Here is a 14,658-nt window from a genome sequence, read left to right as displayed (position 1 = left end):
GTGGCGAACAGGGTCCATGAGCGTAGGTCACAACCGAGGGCGCGGGCGCGGTCCAGGCGGGTGTGACCGGATGGCGATGGTCGGCTCGTCGGCGTTCCCGTCGAGCCTTGCCGCCCGCGCAGAAGACCGCCGGTAGGCATGTAGCAGGTCAGATACGTCCGCACCCGACTCCGGCGCCGCCAAGATCAGCGAGGCCACAAGTTCCTTGCGGTTGGTTCGGTCGCCGTTCGCCTCAGCCAAGCGCACGAGTTCGTCGAGGCGCTCGCTGATCGGCGCCGGTAGCGCGAGGCCAATGCGCTTCTCGGGGCATTCGGGCAGAAGCGTGTCGGCGCTAATTCGTCGCCGCGTGGTCATGTACCAACTCCGGACACCGAGGTAGTCTATCGTCAAGACGCGCGTCTGAGGTATATCTACCGCACCTCAATGGGCTTGTGTAGGATCACTCGGCCGGCGAACTCGGCCGGCGGGAGGTGGCGTTAACTGATGGCGACGCAGGTCGACAACGGCCCGGACATTCGGCCTCGTTTGGTGAACCCCGCCAACTTCCTCGTCGCCACCCGAGACACCGGCTACAAGACGACCGGACTTGCGATCGCCGAGCTCATCGACAACTCGCTGCAGGCGGGAGCGCGGCACGTCGATGTGGAGGTCGCCACTGGACGAGGCCCGGATCGGCAGATCGAGATCATGGTCATCGATGACGGCGATGGCATGGACGCCACATCACTCGCGCAGGCCCTGACCTTCGGTGGGAGCAGCCGGTTCAACGACCGGTCGTCCCTTGGGCGCTACGGCATGGGGCTGCCGAACGGCGCGCTCAGCCGTAGCCGCCGCGTCGAGGTCTACACCTGGCGGCGCGGCACCGGCGTCCTTTGGTCGAGGCTGGATATTGACGAACTGGTCATTGCGCGCGATGCGGTGCTACCCCCGGTCGAGCTCATCGATCGGCCCGGGTTTGTGCCCGCCACCGACTCAGGTACTGTGGTGCGGCTAGCGCGCTGCGACAGAGTCGAGTACAAGCGCTGCTCAGCGCTCGTCCGAAGGCTCAAAGATGATCTGGGCCGCATCTACCGGCACTTCCTCACCAACGGTGTCAGTTTGCAGGTAAACGGTCAACTCGTGGTTGCAAATGATCCCCTCTGCCTCGCGCCTGGTTCCAAGATCACTGGTGCTAGGCGGTTCGGCGACGACCTCCTTTACGAGATTCCGGTAGGCTCCGCAGTGGGCACTGTCTCGGTTGCGTTCAGTGAGCTACCCATCGATCACTGGCACGCGCTGTCGACGGAAGAGAAGCGGACCATGGGCGTCACGGCCGGGTCGCCGGTCTCCGTTGTGCGTGCGGGGCGCGAGATCGATCGTGGATGGTTCTTCATGGGCGGCAAGCGCCGCGAGAACTACGACGACTGGTGGCGATGTGAAATAAGTTTCGATCCCATTCTTGACGAACTTTTCGGAATCACTCACGCCAAGCAAGCCATCTCGCCCCGGCCCGAGCTACTAGAACTCGTCTCGCCTGACTTGGAGACGATCGCCCGCGCATTGAACGGCCGGGTCCGCAACCGATTCCTGCTGGTCAAGGCCACCGAGCCGCTAGGCGCTGCCGAACGACAGGCCGCGCGCGCCGATGTGTCGCTGCCATCACTGCCGCGCGGACGTCGACCCATCCCTGACGAACTTAAATCGGTGGTCGGTGGCCTGGCCCAGCACGATTCCCCCTATCAAATCGTGGCTGCGGAGTTGCCGACGACAAGCGCATACGAGGTAGTCGTGCGGGATAAGAAGATTGTTCTGCTGCTCAATACCAAGCACCCCTGGTATCGTGACCTCTACGGTCCGCTCGCTATGAGCGAATCGGGCAGAGACCATGACCTCGCGCGCCAGGTTGCGCTGACCATCCTCGCATCCGCCCGCGCTGAGGCTGCCCTGCGCCGCGACACCGAGCGCGGACATGCGCAGCGACTCCGCCAGGCGACCGCCGACGTACTCGCCACCTTCATGAATGCCTGACATGGGCACGGTGTGGTATCCGCTGCCGTGCCCGCCAGGGTGTGGAGCCGCAGAGCAACGCGCTTTCGCAACGCTTGGTCGTGCGGTGGCGGACGCCAATGGCGCGGCACGTGACGTCGCCCGCGACCGTTGTCTTGCCCGCGAGAACGCAGCGCTCGCAGCCGCCACGTATGTACTACTCGATCTTGCGGGTCAAGGCTGGAACGTACGGGTCGACGGCGACGAGGTGGCCGTAGCCCCTCCGCTGGGCGTGGCTGATCCCGTCGAGGAGAAGCACCGAATCAGGCGGCAGGAACTCATCAAGCGAGACGAGCAGCTGGACGCCCCGTCGGTGCGTCGCTTCATCACAACCATGGAGCGACCTCGGGAGTTCGACGGGAGGTTTGTCTCAATCTTCAGCCTCATGCGTGACGGCAAGGAACTGGCTGAGGCGCTTCGAACCGCCGGCGATGGCGGCGCGGACGCATCACGCCTGCGCGAGGTGATCGACCCGTACGTACAGGTCGTCTCCGGTGAGCGCTGCAAGCACACTGGGTTCAGACTCATGGACATCTGGCGGTACTTCCGTCACACCTGGTCAAACCAGTACACCAGCACCCCGGGCCGCACCTTAATGATCTTGGTCCGGGATCGCGCGGCCCCATTCCACCCAGTCATCGGGATCGCCGCGCTGGGTAGCGCCGTCGTGCAGTTGGCCGAACGGGATGACTGGATCGGTTGGCAGCCAGCCGTGTTCCTCAGTGGCCTGCGTGCCGCCCCGACGCTGCGGATGGCTCGATGGATCACGAGCCGGTTGAAGACTGCGCTGGACGAACTGTACGTTGACGACCTCATTAAGGACGGACTGTATTGGCCTTCGCTATGGGAGGTACCGGCCACTGACGCGATCGAGCGTCTGTTGAAGGAAGCGGTCACACGCCGAAGAGACCATCATCGGTTCGTCAAGGCGACGGACTTTAAGAAACTCCACGATGCCGACGACGTTGCCGGGTGGCGCCGGCGCGCGGAGTCCGACCTCTTTCGCAGCAAGCGATGCCTGGCGCTGGCCGACCTACTCAACGCTCGGCAGGCCCTTTCGCCGTATTTGTATCCCAAGGCGACGCGCGCAGGACTGTCCCGGGCGCTCGACGACACTACGGCCCGTCGGGCAATCATGTCGGTCCTCCGACGGGCCAAAGCCGACGCGGTGGGCACCGAGATCGCCGATCTCACGGTCTGCGGCGCTGTCGCTCCCTATAACTCCCTGCTGGGCGGCAAGCTTGTCAGCATGCTGGCCGTCAGCCCGTCCGTGGTGAAGGCGTACCGACAGCGCTACTCAACCTACGCCAGCGAGATCGCCTCCTCGATGGCCGGCCGGCCAATCCGCCGCCGATCCAATCTCGTCTTCGTCGGCACCACCTCCCTTTATGGCTCTGGCGCCAGCCAGTACAACCGAATCCGGATCCCACCCGAAGTACTCGGTGGGTCCGGACCCATCCAATTCCGTCAACTGGGCCGGTCGAAATCTTTCGGCACCTCGCATTTGTCCGCCGAATCGGTGCGCGCGCTGGTACGCCTTGCCGAGCAGACGGCCAGCGGTGCCCGGGTTAACAGCATCTTCGGTGAGGGGGTGAACCCAAAGTTCCGGAAGGTGCGCCACGGCTTCGATCTGTTGGGGTGGCCGTCGGACACGCTGCTGCAACATGGGCGTCAACGTATTATTTACGGCATCAGCCTGGTCGACAACCTCCTGCCGTACCTACTCGGGTCCGATGCGGAGCCTGATTACACGTTCCGTCGCCGCCGCGGCGGAGGGGACGTGGACGCCATCTCGGAGTGGTGGATGCGCCGCTGGCTGCACCCGCGCAGCAAGTCCTTGGAGGTGCTGGAGGCGGTCACCCGGAACCGGCTAACCAGGCCAGTCAGCCACGGTGCACGCGTGACACTACCTGCCCACCCACTCGCACCGAATGAGCACGAGCAGTTGGAGTTGTACTGACGGTCTAGAACAGCCGATCAGGGTCAGGAGTGGCCTTGGCGAGCCGCTCGTAGTAGGGCCGGATGGCGGTGCGTATGTGCGGCATCTGGTGAGCGTTTTGCACCAGACAAGTAAGCGGAGGCATTGACCGCACCAGCGCCGCCAGTTGCTCGGCGTCGGACCCGCTGGTCTTGCCAATCAGCGCCTTCTGGACGGTGCGGAGTTGGTCGACCTGCGTCTGGCTGAAGTACAACCTTGTCGCCGTCGCGCCGGACACCGCATCGGGCAGGTCCTTTGGGTACTGGGTGGCGACCACGACACCGGCGCCGAAGGCTCGGCCCTCTCGCATGAGGGGTTCGAGGAAGGGCGACTGGACAAGACGCCACGCCTCGTCGAGCACGACGAGCCGTTTCAGGATCCGCGGCTGCGGGCGCCGGATGAGGTGGTTGTAGAGCGCCATCAGCAGGAACTCAGCCACGGCGTTCTTGACCTCCTCGCCAGGCAACTGGCTGAGGCGGACAACTGATCGTCCGTCGAGCAAGCTCTCGAGGGTTGTGTTGCCGCTATCGCCGGCGAACAGGCCGAGGTCGAAGATCGGCGACAGCCGGCCGATCAATGGACCGTGCCCGTCGCGTTCGAGCACCTCACGGACTGCGTCGAAGGGCAGGTAGGTCTGCTCCGGCTCCGGGATGAACGGCTTACCATCGACGCCCGCGATTGCGTACGTTTCCTTCATCGCCTCCCGTAGGGTGTAGGCTTGCTGGTCGCCGAGACGGTAGATGCGTTTGAAGATGCCGACGAGTTGGTGGACGTGGGACATAGGGTTCGCCCGGCCAGATGTCGGATCAGTTGGCGGCACCAGCGGGTTGAAGGGCAGACCGCCGATGCTCGCATCGAACATGGACAACTGCTCTGTGCGGGTGTATTCGGCTCCGGCGTAGTCGTCCTTGAAGTCCAGGATCAGCGCTGGCAGACCGGTCGGCGGTGCCATCAGGTCGCGCAGGATCGCCTTGGTTGCCTGAGTCTTCCCGCTGCCCGTTTCGCCGGTGATCGCGATGTGGCCGTTTGCCAAGGGACGATCCGGGCGCTGCGGGTCATACCAGATCTCGACAGGCCTGCCGTACTGTCCCAGTGCCTCGCCTAGGTAAGCGGTCGGCCGGTCGGCCAGTGCTGGTGATGTGCCGCTGGCTGCCGCCGTCGTCGTGGCCCTCCTGGCGGCGGGCGGGCGAAGTGGGTCGGGCCCGCTCGCCTCGGCAGGCGGGAGGGAACGCCCGTCGGACTCGGGCGGCACTGCATCGTTCTTTTGCGTTGGTCGGCTTGGCAGTGGCTCGTCGACCATCGCGGTGGACTGCTGGAGCGCGTCAACGCCGGATTCATTCAGATGCATCACTGTAAGAGGGAAGACTGGGCTGCCGTCAGCCTGGGCACTCACCCGTCTGGCCGGCCTCAGTGACTCGGAGTCCACGCCGATCGACACCTCAACCAGTTGGAGATCGATGGTGAAGGAAAGCTTGCCTTCGAAGAGTCGCTGGGCGGCGGTGGCCCACGTCTTGCGGTCGTCGGCGTCGTGGCCGTGTTTTCCGAGCTCACGGTAGACGTGCGCTCGCAGCACTTCGCGCCGCGCCGGCGTGGTGATGAGTTCGTCTGCCCGGTCAGGGTTGAACACGTCGCGAAGCAGCATCCCTGTGGACAGCAACTGGTCAACGGCCGGTCCCGATGCAAGGCCGCCGTCGATGCGGTACTCCGCCGACGTGTCCTGCATGGTCTTGACCTCGAAGACGGTGATGGCACACGCATCGTCGCCAGATTCGATGCCCAACAGATCTGCACGCCGGGCGTCCTCGCGCAGGTGCAGCCAGCGGCGAGCCATCTCGTCGTCGAGGCTGACCAGCAAGCGCTTGCGATTAGGGGGGCAGCCCGTCTTATACCAACGCGCAGCGACCAGGGTCCCGAGTAGGCCCTTTGTCCTGTTCTGGTCGACCTGGCGCTCCAGGTCCGCCGTGAGGGTGAGTGCCCCCACGTCGAGCAGGTCCGTCAGCTCTCGCAGAAGGCCGTCCAGATCGCCGTCGCTGACGGCAGTGTTGTACTGACGGACGACGTCGCGAAGGGCGCGCCGGAAGGGGTCGGTGGCGTCGGCGAACGCGACCACCTCGCGGGCGCCGTCGCGGCCAGTGAAGACCTGAAGGCTACCGAGTCGCAGGTCACGGTCGATGTGCCGGTCGGCGAGGATGAACCAGGGCGCCGTTGCCGCCGCAGCTTTGAGTCGCTCTCGGACGTCTCCGTCTTGTCGCACGGCGAGTCGAGACGCCGGAGCCTGCTTGGCGACCAACTGAGCGACATTGAAGTATGCGGCGAAGGGACCGCCCGGGGCAGGCTCGAGATCGACAGTCTTCGTGAAGACTCGGTACTTGAGTCGCTGCGGCATCGCCAGGGGCTGGATCGGTTGCTCGACAACGCTTAGTGCGTCCTGCCTGCCGCCGGACTGGTCGAACGCGACAGTGATGTGGGCGAGGACGTCGTCCGGGAGCTTAGGGGTGTCAGCGGGCAGGGACCGCACCTCGAAGCTAAAGCGGCGATCGTCTGCGGTCGCTCGAAACAGCTGCGCTACGCGTGCTTCGTCGTCGTCGTCCAGCCCGAGCGACTGAATGCCGGCGCCGCGGCCCCGGTACAGGACGGTGAGGTGGGCGCCCTGGATCTTGTCGTCGTCTGCCAAGTCCGTTAGCAGCCTCAGATAGGGGCCGGGACCTGGCGGATCCAGCAATGCAAGACGGAGTCCGGGTCGGGCGGCAGGGTGCGCGTCGAGGAACGACTCCACGATCCGGGCGACTGCGGTGAAGCCGTCGTGTCCGACGCTGCGCTCCTGCCGGACGGCGAAGTAGGGGAGGTTATCGACTGAGCTCACCTGGGGCAGGACCTGCGGCGTGTCCTGCGTCAACTCGGGCAGGCACAGGCTTGTGAGGAAGTTTGGTAGATCTTGGGCGGAGGCGATCACGAGTTTCACGTCGCGGGGACCGAGCCGGTGGCGCTGTGCCGCGACGACGCGAGCAAATTCCGAGTACCGCCAAAGATACAATGGGTGCAGCGGCGTGAGCATTGCGATCGTTGTCATTCCGGAGCCGAACGTGATCGTGTCCAGCATCAAGATCTGCGACACAACTTGGTTGGCGTCCTGGGTGTACTCGGCGAACAGGTCGCCGTAGGTGCGGCTGATGCAGCTAAGCAGGTCGTTATAGCGCCCGACGTACGCCCTCACGAGGTCCTGTGACGCGCGAGCTGCGGCGACGAGAAGAGGCTCCGCGGCCAGTGAGCTGGTGTACTCCACGATTTGGTTGCGAGCCTGGTCGAAGTCGGTGAACCTTGCGCTGAGCTCCCGTCCACCGTCGTCGTCGAGGCTGCCGAGAAACTCCAGGATCTGCTCACTGGTCCACTCCGCCCGGAGATCCTCCTCGCCACGGTAGCCCCGGATCCTTTCCCAGATGTCGCCTTCATTGCAGGTGATCCAGCCACCGTAACGACCTTCGCCAACGAGCCGGGTGACGATGTCCAGGACCTCTCGGGAGGCCTGTCCCTGAACGATGACGCCGGAGGGAAGATCCGTCTCCCAGCGCTCGGTACCGACGGCCGATCCGCCTCCGTCGACCTCACCAACCTCCGCCACGGTGTCCACCGCAACATCGAGGTCCTCCTGGCGGGACTCGTCGTCGGACAACAACGCCTGGGCAGCCACGGTCGAGGCCGGAGTGGGCGTGTTCGGCGGCGTGTCGGCCATGTCATCGCCACCGTTGCCGTCATCGGATGGCATGGGGGCCAGGGGGGCGCCGATGCCTGGCGGACTTGGAACGCCAGACGGTTCCGGAACGTCGTCGGTGGGCTTCGACGGTTCCTGCTGCCTCCGCCGTACTGAGAAAAGATCTTCGGCATCCGCGACAGTGAGCTGGCCGGCCGGTTCTCCGCGACGAAGCTGGCGCAGGAGCCGAAGACTGCGGCGTAGCGTCGCCTGCCGGCCTGGATCGCCCTCCTTGGCGATATTCTCCGCGATCGCCCTACGATCCTTCTCATTTAGCGCTTGCAGTCGAACGACAAGATCGCGGTTCCGCCGAACGCGATCGCGCACCGCGCGGTCTCGCGCGTCGTCGAACAGTCTGGGGTCGGCCAGTAGGCCCAAGCGGGGAAGCTCGCGACTTGATTGGTTTTTGAATTCAACTTCCTGCTCAGGGCCGCTTGGCAACGAGGTGTAGTAGTCGACGAGCTGACCGAACGAGATGTTGCCGTCGGCACCGAGCTTCTTCCACCAGTTGGTAAGTACCTCGTTGGTGGCGGCCGGACCCTTTTGCGCCCGCCGGACGAGCAGGCGCTTGAGCTGCGCCGGTCCGATCGCGGCGAAGTCCTGCAGCGACGAAAGCCGAGCGTGGTCGCCGGTGGCGATGACGACGATCGTCGCCTGTAGGTCTCGATCGTTGCGCCACTGTTCGGCTTGCTGAACGCTGGCGGTTACCTTATCGGCGGGTATGCCGGACGCAGCGGCGAGCGCATCGCCGCCAGTTGCCAGAAGCGCGATGCGTAGGTCGGCGACCTCGAGAGCCTTTGCCAGTCCCGCCAGCACCCCGCGCGGGTCCAGGTGGGGTACGTCTTGAACGAGAATCCCCAGGGACCCAGACAGCTGGACGACCTGCTCGCACAGAAGGTCGCTGACCAAGTTCTCGCGGAGTCCGGTTGTCGTCATAGAACTGCCAGGCTTTCCGGGTCGGTGGTGATTACAGTCTGGCCGTCGGCGTACGCCTTGGCGTACCCGGCTTCGAGGACCGCCCTCCGTAAGGCCTCCACATTGAGCCGCAGGTCTTCCTCGGTCACTGACGTTGGAGTCCCGAAGGGCTTCGCTGCCAAGTTGTTGCACCGCACGATCTGGTCATCGGAACGCTGTCCGGCAACAATGCCATAGTTGGTGCGCAATTCGTCAAGGAATTCCGGAAAATCAAGTGGTTGGCCCGGCTCCACCGTAGCGGCAACGAGAGTCTCCAAGAACTCTGTGGTGATGCCATATCTCTTTTGCAGTCTGCCGCCGCGTCCGGTAACCGCCCAAGGAGTGAGATATCCAGCACGACGGCCCAGTTCAGTAAGGAATCCAACGGGGTGGCTCCGTTCTTCCGTGGCGACCTGCCAGAGCGCCTCGCTGAGCGCTTCCATGTCTGAGACCTGATCGTCGTCGCGGTATGCCTCAAACCCCTGGCGGACCCGCACCTGAACCTTCTCGGGCAGATTCAGGATCATCTGCTCTACACCGATCTCATCGACCTGCCCCGAAATCCGCTCTCGAATCCGACGCGAGACGAGCGCTTCCAATACGTCACCCGCGGCCCGGAGCGATGCGCGCGAGGCGTTGCGCAAAGACGCGCGGGACCCATCGAACATGTCGATCAAAACTGGTGGGCGCGGGGCACCGTCGAACGCTTCAGAGAACCGCGCGGTAAGGTGCACATGGATAGCGAAACAGGAGAACATCACCATCCGCCGAAGCGAATTCAGCTTTGATCCGCCACTCCGTTCGAAGCGTGCAAGCCGGTCGAAGGACACTCGGAGCCTTGCCAGGGTCGGTGAAGTAAGGTCACCGCCGCTGTCGGTATCAAGGGCCGCGTAGGGTCGCGCCGCGCCGTAGGTCACTGCTGATCCAACCGCCCGCGGCTGGGCGAACTGCATCATCGGCATCGCTAACGTCGACCACGGATCGTCGCTGGTCGACAACAGCGCTCGGATGTGTGTAGCAGCGTCTCCCGACCGTCCTGCGGTCAGCAACCCGGCAAGGAAGGTGCCGCAGTGCTGGTCCGACAGGTCAGGCGTCAGGAGAGTCTCGGTCGAAAGCGTATACGACGACCGCGCAGCTTCTCCGAACACAGCTTTGTCCGTAGCGAGAACGCCTTCCGCGAGGTTTCGTAAAGTGCTAAGCGCATCCCGGTCAACGATCTGACTCTCGCGGCCCATGAAAGCGTCCCCGTAGGTTTCGAGGATCATGCTGTTGGGGTTGCGCTCCTCCTGAACGCGTTTCGTCTGGTTCAGGATCGATCGGCGCAAAAACTGAGCGAGCGCGTCGGAGTCATAAACGCGTCCGACGAGTGCACGCCCGAGCCCATTCGCCACGTGCACGGGCTTAATGGACGTATTGGTCGGCAGGAGGCCGAACTCCTCATCGTAGATGTCGTTGAGGAAGGTCTTCAGGTCGCTGATCACAGTATGTACCTCGCCACCGGATACCGCTGGATCTCAATTTTGGCTTCGATGTCCTTCTCGACGTTGCGGATACGGACGTCTACCACGTCGCTCACGCTCACGTTCACGCTGCTGTGCACCTTGTCAACAAAGCGTGTAACCCGCCGGGTCGCGCTACGCGACCAACTCGTACGGCCGAGACCCCAGCGCGCTTCAGCCAGGGTGAGGTACAGGGCGCGGTCGACGAGAAGGCTGGCGATCGTGGCATCGTGTTCGTTCGTGGCGATTAGGGCGAACATCCGGACGAGCCGCTGCTCCTGCGGCAGCCACGCGTTAACCCATGGCGCCAACTCGGGTGCCCTGATTCGGAACCGGCCATGGCGGACCTCGTGCAGCATCAAGAACGTATTCGGCGCCTTGACGTCGAACCGGTGGCTCTGCCACAGCACAAGACGCTCTCGGTCCGTGTCTGGACAGTCCGGCTCATAGAAGCGATTGATCGCGAGCAGCAGGTCTCGAACCACTGTGGCGCTTCCCGCACGTCCGTCGGTCACCAGCTTGTCGAAGCCACGCTCGTCGCTCGGCAGAAGCCCGATCAAGGAACGGCCGTCCCGATGCTCGAAAAAGAACCGCCGCTTGAGCGCACGGTACTCGTCGATCCGATCGCCAGATGGCAGGGTCTGTATGGCTGCCGGGCAGCGACCATCGACCCATTCCTTCGGCGCCGTGGTCCCCAGCCAGAGATCCATGTCCCGGCGAGGGTGCGTCACTGTCGCCGGATCGAAGGATGCCCTGATGGCATCGAACAGCGGGCCGTCGCCACCTTCGAAGGCGAGTTGCGCGTAGTGGTACCGGCTTGAGCTCGGCGATGCCAGCCGCACTGCGGCCGTGGCACCGCCCGTCAACAAGAAGGCGACGAAGCCCACGAGCTGCCGCATGGTTGCGTGATGTCCGCGTCGGGCAACTTCTTGCAGCAGTAGAGCGATCCGCTCCCTGACCTGCGGATGACTCATCGCCTCGCGGTTGGTAACGGCTGGATCGGTCGGTGAGAGGTCAGCGTAAAACCGGTCGTCGGTCAGCCGGTCGATGACCTTGAACACAATTGGTTGGGCGAGGATGTTTCGCAGTCCCAGGTCGATGACCCGGACCGGTTCCACAGGTTCTTGCACCGGCTCGTGGCCGTAAGAGATCGCCTGCTGGACCTGCCGAAGAGCCTCCTGCAGTGGGTCGAAGTCGGCCGCGAGGGGGTGGCGGCGCAACACGAAGAGAGGCCACTCATTGATCGCCAGGACCATCGCCCGGCCGCCATCGTCACAATCACGCCACTGACTCAGGATCTCGTCATCAGATAGTTCGTTGGCGTCGGTCAGGACGAGCGCGCCCGCTTTCTCCAGTGCGGGCCGGAGGCGTTCGATGAGGTGCGTCTTTCCATCGCCTGGGTTACCCGTGACAATGATCTGGTGCCCGTCTTCGGCCAAGCCCAGCATCTTATCGTTGAGACCGAGGTCGACATCAACCCATTCGAGCTCTTCCGAGGTCAGCCGGTCCGCGTAGCTGTTGCTGCTGCGGTACAGCCGCTCAACGAACTGACTGGCGGACGCGGCTACCGCCTCATCTCCCTGGTATCTGGCGTCGACCGCGACACCGGACATGGAGGAGGCATCCGGCGCCGTCTCCCGTGCGGTCACGTGACAACCACCCAATCCCATGCAGCCACGCGCACGTCACCCATCTCTCTGCGAGGCTCCGCCGGCACATAGGAACCGGTCATCGGGATCACCACCATTGGCTCTGTCGCTGCTGCAGCGGAACGGCTGACGAACAGGAGACCGTCCCGCCTGTCAGGGCGATCAGTCCATGGGCGACAGCGTACTGCTCCACAAGCTATCGCCTACCTGCCACATTCGTCGTACCTCATCCTCAACGTGTGGATTTTGGACGACGCCAGGCAGCAGTTGAACCCGTCCTGCGTCCGTCGCGGCATCTACATGGCGGCACGTCCCCGCCGTCCTGCCCCATCTGGGCGCTACCGCGGACATGCACATGACGGCCGCCCGTATGTCGCCATTGCCGGCACGAAGGCTGGCGACGAGGTGAAACACCGAGCACGCGGTGCACCCGAGCCGAGGAGATGTCGCTCGCCACCGCTCAGGCGTCCCGATCGTCATGCTGCACGGAACGAACTTCCTAGCCACACCGACCTGTGGGGTGGTAGCGATGACATCGCCCGAGGCGATTGCTCGGTCGCCACGAGGAGGTGTGTACGTCCGTGCCGACCAGGGATCCGTGGCTGCACCACCGCCCAAACAAGAGGTCAAGCCGATGTCGGGTCGTCGAGCCAGGGCAGTTGGGCGGGTGCGGCTATCTGAAGGCAGGTTCGATTGGGTCCAGGTGGGCTGCTACGACGGGTGGTGGTTGCCCTTACGCCGTGTCTCGAATGTTGAGGACCATCCGGGAGAACGCCTGCAGCAGTTGCCGGGGTGCCTGGCCGGCAATCGTCGCTGCCGCCTCCACGGCGTGAGCGGTCGCTCAGCCTTCTGATTGTCTGCCGGCCCGGTCGGCGACAAAAACCCCTAACCCCTGGTGGCCGTACAACTCTCCGGTCTCAATGAGGATGGTCACGGCCTGCCGAACAGTCGATTGGCTCCCCACCTCGTACATCTCGGCTAGCGCCTTGGTAGACGGCAGTTTGTGGCCGGGAGGCCACTCGCCGGAGGCGATGCGCTCCCTGATGTCGGCGATGATCCGCCGGTAGTGGGGCTCGAACTTTCGTGGTGCGGGCATGCGAAGTACTCCCAGCTAGGCCCACACATCTGATCACGGCAGCTAGGAGAACTTCAAGGGCAACGTTGACTTTACCAGCAATGCCGGTAGAGTGCGAAGGCGAGGAAAGGCCCCAGCTAGGCACTGAGGTCCCTGCCTTTGTCGGAGCAGCAGCTACCCGACAGCGCGGATACCCGACTCCGCGGCCGGCGCGCTGCTCCGACGCCGAACACGTCACTCGGCCGCCTGTCGGCGACCGAGCAGGAAGCGGGCCTGGGGTGGGTGCTGGGCTCCGGTCGGTACGGACGCGCGGTCGTACCGACCGACCCCGCCCGCCTCGGCGCCGCAACCAACCGTTCAAGGAGGGCCATGGACTCGATCGACGAGATCCTCAGTGAACTACCCCTACCGCCCTACGTCACCGCCGAAGATGTCAGCTTCGCCGTCAAGGCCGTCACCGTGCACGCCGCCGAGCAGTGGCCCGAGGGCCGACGCTGCCGCAACGACCGCGCACCCCACCCCTGCCATCTCCACCACCGGGGCCGCCGAGTCCTCGACCAACGCGGTCTCACCAACCGGCACATCTGCGCGCTGATCGACGAGCAGAAGGCGCAGCAGCCATGATCTACGCGACCGGCGAGCGGCTGCACCCGTACCACGCCCGCATTGCCTCCTTCGACACCCGCTGGCGCGGCCTCGACCCCGCCCAGGTGCACGATTACCTCAGCCGGGTAGCCGACGAACTCGAACGCCTGCACCGCGAGCTGACCACGGCAAACACCGAGGCCGAACGCATCCGCCAGGCGCTGCGGCAGTGGCAGTCCCGGCACACCGGCTGCCGCCACACAGATCCAGGTTCACCGAACAGCCGGTGGCAGCGATGACCGCACCCCGCTGGATCATCCACCTTCCCACCACCCTGACCAGCCTCGACGGGGCCATCACCCTGGCTGTAGCCCTACACGACTCGCTCGGTCACGTCACCGCCATCGACTTCGGTGAGACCACCCTCAGCGAGGAGGATCGCCAGTTCCTGCGTACCCGAATCTGGTGTGACGCCAAGCTCGACGGGGCCGGCCGCTGCCGACGCCGCGAGGACCACGACGGCCCGTGCGGGGCCACGAATGAGGGTCCACGCCGGTAGCGTCCGGGGATGCCCGACACCGCGCACGACGACCTGCTGGCCGGCTTCATGGCTCCCCAGCCGTACACCATGGAGGCCGTCGCCGACGCTCCCCGCGCCCCCGGCGTGCACGTGGTCCTCGACGGTGGCGTGGTCATCTACGTCGGCCGGACCAGGCGGGGTCTGCGGGATCGCCTCCGGCAGCACCTGAACGGCAACCGTGACTCGTCGGTGCTGCATGACCAGGTCGGACAACTCCTCGACACCCCGGACAATGCGGCGTCAGCCGCCGACATCGCGGGCTGGCTGGGTCGGTGCAAGGTCCGCTGGCAGGAGACCGACAACCCGGAGGGTACGAAGGAAGCCCTGGTCCTGGCCCTGAAGCCGCGCTTCAACCGGCACATCCCCAGGCCCCGCCGCGCGGCAGGCGGTGGCGAGTAACGGAGGCGGCAGCGAGCCAAGGAGCTGCCCGAGCGTCTGCGGCTTGCCGGACAGCAAACGGGTGACGGCCATCGGGTCAGCCCCGGTCAGAGCGAGCGTGCCGGCTTTCAGGTTGCGGTAGTAGAGCAGGCGGTTGTTGCCCGAGGTGTCGATGAGGGACTTGGCC

General features: G+C 64.7%; 11 protein-coding genes. 6 read left to right on the top strand and 5 right to left on the bottom strand.

What is annotated here, in order from left to right; translation table 11 throughout:
• Positions 1–27 precede the first annotated feature (27 nt).
• On the bottom strand, positions 28–354 hold the full coding sequence (locus tag ACFY29_RS09790; RefSeq protein ID WP_386984843.1) for a hypothetical protein: 327 nt from the start codon (positions 352–354) through the stop codon (positions 28–30).
• A gap of 129 nt (positions 355–483) precedes the next feature.
• On the opposite strand from ACFY29_RS09790, the gene ACFY29_RS09785 reads away from it, so the two are divergent.
• Both ACFY29_RS09785 and ACFY29_RS09780 read left to right on the top strand, forming a co-directional pair.
• Positions 484–2,007 (top strand): ATP-binding protein, encoded by a 1,524-nt coding sequence (locus ACFY29_RS09785; protein ID WP_386984841.1) that lies wholly within the window; start codon positions 484–486, stop codon positions 2,005–2,007.
• 85 nt (positions 2,008–2,092) lie between these two features.
• A complete protein-coding gene (locus tag ACFY29_RS09780) occupies positions 2,093–3,985 on the top strand; it encodes a Druantia anti-phage system protein DruA (RefSeq protein WP_386984839.1) in 1,893 nt (630 codons plus the stop codon).
• Between the two features lie 4 nt (positions 3,986–3,989).
• Here ACFY29_RS09780 and ACFY29_RS09775 read toward each other — a convergent pair whose 3' ends face one another.
• The 4 genes from ACFY29_RS09775 to ACFY29_RS09760 form a co-directional block, all read right to left on the bottom strand.
• Complete coding sequence (locus tag ACFY29_RS09775) at positions 3,990–8,687, bottom strand: helicase HerA domain-containing protein (RefSeq protein ID WP_386984837.1); 4,698 nt, start codon at positions 8,685–8,687, stop codon at positions 3,990–3,992.
• A complete protein-coding gene (locus ACFY29_RS09770; RefSeq protein WP_386984835.1) occupies positions 8,684–10,186 on the bottom strand; it encodes a hypothetical protein in 1,503 nt (500 codons plus the stop codon). The genes ACFY29_RS09775 and ACFY29_RS09770 overlap by 4 nt, the downstream gene beginning before the upstream one ends.
• Complete coding sequence (locus tag ACFY29_RS09765) at positions 10,183–11,853, bottom strand: hypothetical protein (protein ID WP_386984833.1); 1,671 nt, start codon at positions 11,851–11,853, stop codon at positions 10,183–10,185. The genes ACFY29_RS09770 and ACFY29_RS09765 overlap by 4 nt, the downstream gene beginning before the upstream one ends.
• Before the next feature lie 841 nt (positions 11,854–12,694).
• Positions 12,695–12,949 (bottom strand): GntR family transcriptional regulator, encoded by a 255-nt coding sequence (locus ACFY29_RS09760; RefSeq protein ID WP_386984831.1) that lies wholly within the window; start codon positions 12,947–12,949, stop codon positions 12,695–12,697.
• A 348-nt stretch (positions 12,950–13,297) separates the two neighbouring features.
• Here ACFY29_RS09760 and ACFY29_RS09755 point away from each other — a divergent pair, with 348 nt between their 5' ends.
• Genes ACFY29_RS09755 through ACFY29_RS09740 form a run of 4 tightly spaced genes read left to right on the top strand, consistent with a single transcriptional unit; the run spans position 13,298 to position 14,492 of the window.
• Positions 13,298–13,552 carry a hypothetical protein gene (locus ACFY29_RS09755; protein ID WP_386984829.1) on the top strand — a complete coding sequence of 85 codons (255 nt, stop codon included), beginning with the start codon at positions 13,298–13,300 and terminating at the stop codon, positions 13,550–13,552.
• Positions 13,549–13,812: a DivIVA domain-containing protein gene (locus ACFY29_RS09750; RefSeq protein ID WP_386984827.1), complete on the top strand. Its 264-nt coding sequence runs from the start codon at positions 13,549–13,551 to the stop codon at positions 13,810–13,812. The genes ACFY29_RS09755 and ACFY29_RS09750 overlap by 4 nt, the downstream gene beginning before the upstream one ends.
• Positions 13,809–14,072: a hypothetical protein gene (locus ACFY29_RS09745; protein WP_386984825.1), complete on the top strand. Its 264-nt coding sequence runs from the start codon at positions 13,809–13,811 to the stop codon at positions 14,070–14,072. Before ACFY29_RS09750 ends, ACFY29_RS09745 begins: the two co-directional genes overlap by 4 nt.
• Positions 14,073–14,081: 9 nt before the next feature.
• Positions 14,082–14,492, top strand: a complete 411-nt coding sequence (locus tag ACFY29_RS09740) for a GIY-YIG nuclease family protein (RefSeq protein ID WP_386984823.1) — start codon at positions 14,082–14,084, stop codon at positions 14,490–14,492.
• The last annotated feature ends 166 nt before the right edge of the window (positions 14,493–14,658 follow it).

This window comes from Micromonospora sp. NPDC000668, from assembly GCF_042897975.1.
Lineage (GTDB): Bacteria > Actinomycetota > Actinomycetes > Mycobacteriales > Micromonosporaceae > Micromonospora.
The sequence above is the reverse complement of the archived record's forward strand: the minus strand, read 5'-3'. Positions and strand labels throughout refer to the sequence as shown.